Genomic DNA, 3,812 nt, shown 5'->3' with positions numbered 1-3,812 from the left:
AGTTTGAATCTGAGCTTTTAGGTCAGCTTGAATATGACGAGCCAGGGATTTACCGTCTAAAATTTGGGCTGTAGGCATCGGATAGGAAGGTAGCAAACAACGATGAGGCAGCAAAAACTAGGGCAGCGGAGGCCAAGGGCTGTTAAGAACATGCTAATAGTGTTGCCGATACTGATCTCTGGTGGATTGCTTAGTTGTAACCAGCCACCAAATGGCTTACATTCTGGGGTAACCCAATCTAGTCAAACCCTTGCAAAACCCAGTGTAGATGTTACCAGCGTCCGGGAGATTTCAGCGCGATCGCAGCAAAATATAACGGTTTATCTAGAGGGAACCGTTGGTAGGCAGGTACCTCTAGCAGGGAGTCAGGTCTATGAACTAGTTGATGCTACTGGGTCAATCTGGGTAGTAACCCAAGGAACTAATCTTACCCCAGGGGATCAAGTCTTGATCCAGGGCATTGTACGCTATCAACCCATTCGTGTGGGTGGCAATGACCTCGGTGAGAGCTATGTCGAAGAGCAACGACAACTATTCCACAAGCCTAGCCAGGCTTCAACGCTCTAGGGATTACCCCTAAGCCCATTCCCTGCTCCTGAGGTGTGCTGCTGCCTACACAGAAGTCATAGAGATAGCAGGCAAATAGTGACTCGTGCACTACTCATACGCTATGAGGCCAGCACCCAGTTAACTAGGGTACGCACACCATAGCCGGTAGCGCCAGCGTTGTTGTAACCAGATTCCTTATCTGCCCAAACTGGGCCTGCTACGTCTAGATGTGCCCAAGCGGTATCTTTGACAAATTGCTTGAGGAACAGAGCGGCGGTAATAGCGCCAGCCGATCGACCGCCGATGTTTTTCATGTCAGCGATCGGAGATTTCATACTTTCAAAGTACTTTTCTTCTAGAGGCATTCGCCAGAGCTTTTCACCAGCTAAGTCGGCTGCCTTTGCAAGTTGCTCTGCTAGGGTGTCGTCGGGAGTCCACATACCTGCAATATCATCCCCTAAGGCTACAATGCAGGCTCCTGTTAGGGTTGCTAGGTCTACGATTGCATCTACACCCAGTTTTTCTGTAAACACAAGGGCATCTGCCAAGGTAAGCCGACCCTCAGCATCGGTGTTACCCACTTCGATGGTTTTACCGTTAGAAGCCGTCAGAATATCGCCAGGGTGCATAGCATGACCGCTGATCATGTTTTCAGTTACGGCACTAACGAAGTGCACCTCAACATCAGGCTTAATCTGGGCGATTGCCTTAGCCGCACCCAACATGGCAGCAGCACCACCCATATCCATTTTCATCATTTCAATGCTGCTGCCTGCAACCTTGAGATTCAGCCCCCCAGAGTCAAAGGTGAGTCCCTTGCCAACGATCGCCAGCTTGCGGCGGGGCGTACCCTCTGGTTTATAGGTGAGGTGAATAAATTGCGGGGGTAAGTCAGAAGCCTTGGCAACACCTAAAAATGCTCCCATGCCCAGCGCTTCGCATTCAGCTTGCCCCAGGATTTCTATCTCTAAATGGTAATCTTCGGCGAGGGTTTTAGCCGTTTCTGCCATAGTGAGGGGGGTAACAATGTTGGCAGGGGCAGCAACCAACTCACGGGCCAGAATCACCCCAGAGCAAACCTGTTGAGCAATGCTCAGGGCTGCTTGTTGATTGCCTAGTCCGAATAGGTCAACCCGGTCAGGTTTGGTTTCTTTTTCATCAGGTTCAGACTTGAAACGATTGTCTTGGTGGAGGGCTAGAATCACACCTTCGGCGATCGCCTGAGTCGTGAGACTAGCATTGTCAGCAAACAACGGCAGACTAATCCCAATGGTTTTGCACTTTTCTTTACGGGCAAACCGAGCACAAGCCGCCGCGGCCCGCCGCAGCCCGTCTAGTTTTAGAGTATCTGCCTTGCCCAAGCCGACCAGCATCAGTTTGCGCACTAGGGTGTTGCCCCCAATTCGAGTTGTAGCACTCGTGCCCTCTTTGCCTTTGAATTCCGTCTCAGCGATTAACTCTTGAATAACGCCACCGAGTTGGTTATTCAGGATTGCTAGGTCACCCGTTACCTCCACGGCATCTTCAAAGAAACTGATTGCTAAACCATCACCCGTCCATTCTAGTAACGGTGTGTCCACCAACTGGATATCCATTCGTTCCTATTGTCTCCTGATTACTCATACAACCATTTACTTACATCATGCCTTAAGACAGCAAACTCGGTATGGATTATGACTCAATACCAGCCAGCCATGCCTACAGCAACAACCCAATTTCCATACCTACTAACAGCAGGAAACCTATCCAAACGTTTTGACGAAACATCTGGCCATAGTCAGCGGCTGATAACTGATTGCGCTGTAGCCGTCGATATTGATGTGCCCAACCTAGAGCCGCTAACACTAGCATTACCCAAAAGCCGAGCGTCAGCTTTAACACAACTCCTAAACAAGACAGCAGAGCAACTGTGCCGAAGAAAAAGCTGCCCACTACGTGGGGAACTGCACGACCGAACAATAGTGCGCTAGAGTTGATGCCAATGCGGCGATCGTCTTCACGGTCTGCCATAGCGTAGATGGTGTCAAAACCCATCGTCCAAAGCACTGTAGCTGCCCAGAGTAACCAAGTTCCCAGTTCTAGCCGAGTGGTTACGGCTGTCCAGCTAATCAAAACTGCAAAGCCCCACGCGATCGACAACACCAACTGGGGAATAGGAAATACCCGCTTCATCAACGGATAGACAATAATGACTGGCACCGCTGCTACACATAGCCAAAAGCTCAAGGGATTACGCCAGGGATTCAGGTAGATAGCTAGCCCCAGGGCACAGGCAAAGGCAACGATCGCCACCACAATGCCAGTTGTAACCGACAGTGCTCTGGAGGCAAGGGGACGGTTGAGTGTCCGCTGTACCTGGGGATCAATGTCTCGATCCCACAGATCGTTGACAACACATCCAGCAGCACTCGTCGCCAAACTACCCAGCACAATCACTACAACTAATAACGGTTCTGGTTGCCCTTTAGCCGCTAGCACTAGTGCCCATAAAGCAGGCAACATCAGGATCAAGCGTCCTTCAGGCTTGTCCCAGCGCAACAGGCGAACGATCGTCCACCATCGAGGTTCATGGTTGTCACGAATCATAGATCATCCACAACAAGTTAGCACCAGCTCTCAGCCCCTTATTCCCCAGAGGTTGCGGGGGCTAGAATCCAAGTCAAAACCCGTTTGTTTGCCCATGGTGAGTAACCTTATTTTACGTGCTAGCGAGCCAACACTTCAGTTGCACTATAGAAGATCCTTTTTGTAGCGTATATAACAATTCTCCCTAAACAGTAGCCCTACTATTTCGTTCTGTCCTCTGCGAAGACTCAGAAACATCGTCCTCACTCCCCTTTGGTTCGCAACGCATTGAATGCATAGATTAGCTAAATGACTAGCTGGTCTGTTGGCTGGTTCTGCTGGTTTAGGAAAACTAGCTGTTTCAGGAGTTTTTATGGACAACGTTGCATTGTGGTTACAGTCTCTGCTTAGTGTTTTTTGAGGAGAATTTGTTGTCTTATGACAAATCAGTTTGGTAGACGAAAGTTCTTAGTGTATGGCTCTGCTGCACTGGGAACCAGCGTTTTGTTGAAGGCTTGTGCTTCCCCAACACCGACTGGCTCTAGTCCAACGGGTGAGTCACCAGCAGCGTCTCCTGCCAGTGGAGGTACGATTAAGGTAGGCATTCTGCATTCACTGAGTGGCACGATGGCAATCTCGGAAAAGAGTGTAGTCGATGCTGAACAACTGGCGATCGAGGAAATTAACAAAGCTGGTGG

At 49.9% G+C, this 3,812-nt stretch carries 4 protein-coding genes; 2 read left to right on the top strand and 2 right to left on the bottom strand.

What is annotated here, in order from left to right; all coding sequences use genetic code 11:
* The first annotated feature begins 186 nt into the window (after positions 1-186).
* Positions 187-567, top strand: coding sequence for a hypothetical protein (locus NZ772_15420; protein MCS6814945.1), 381 nt, complete (start codon positions 187-189; stop codon positions 565-567).
* 101 nt (positions 568-668) lie between these two features.
* Here NZ772_15420 and NZ772_15415 read toward each other — a convergent pair whose 3' ends face one another.
* Both NZ772_15415 and NZ772_15410 read right to left on the bottom strand, forming a co-directional pair.
* Positions 669-2,144, bottom strand: a complete 1,476-nt coding sequence (locus tag NZ772_15415; GenBank protein MCS6814944.1) for a leucyl aminopeptidase — start codon at positions 2,142-2,144, stop codon at positions 669-671.
* A gap of 103 nt (positions 2,145-2,247) precedes the next feature.
* Positions 2,248-3,135, bottom strand: a complete 888-nt coding sequence (locus NZ772_15410; protein MCS6814943.1) for a 4-hydroxybenzoate solanesyltransferase — start codon at positions 3,133-3,135, stop codon at positions 2,248-2,250.
* 417 nt (positions 3,136-3,552) lie between these two features.
* On the opposite strand from NZ772_15410, the gene NZ772_15405 reads away from it, so the two are divergent.
* Positions 3,553-3,812: ABC transporter substrate-binding protein (locus NZ772_15405; GenBank protein MCS6814942.1), on the top strand; the 260-nt coding region annotated here is incomplete at its 3' end.

Source organism: Cyanobacteriota bacterium (genome assembly GCA_025054735.1).
GTDB lineage: Bacteria > Cyanobacteriota > Cyanobacteriia > SKYG9 > SKYG9 > SKYG9.
The sequence above is the reverse complement of the archived record's forward strand: the minus strand, read 5'-3'. Positions and strand labels throughout refer to the sequence as shown.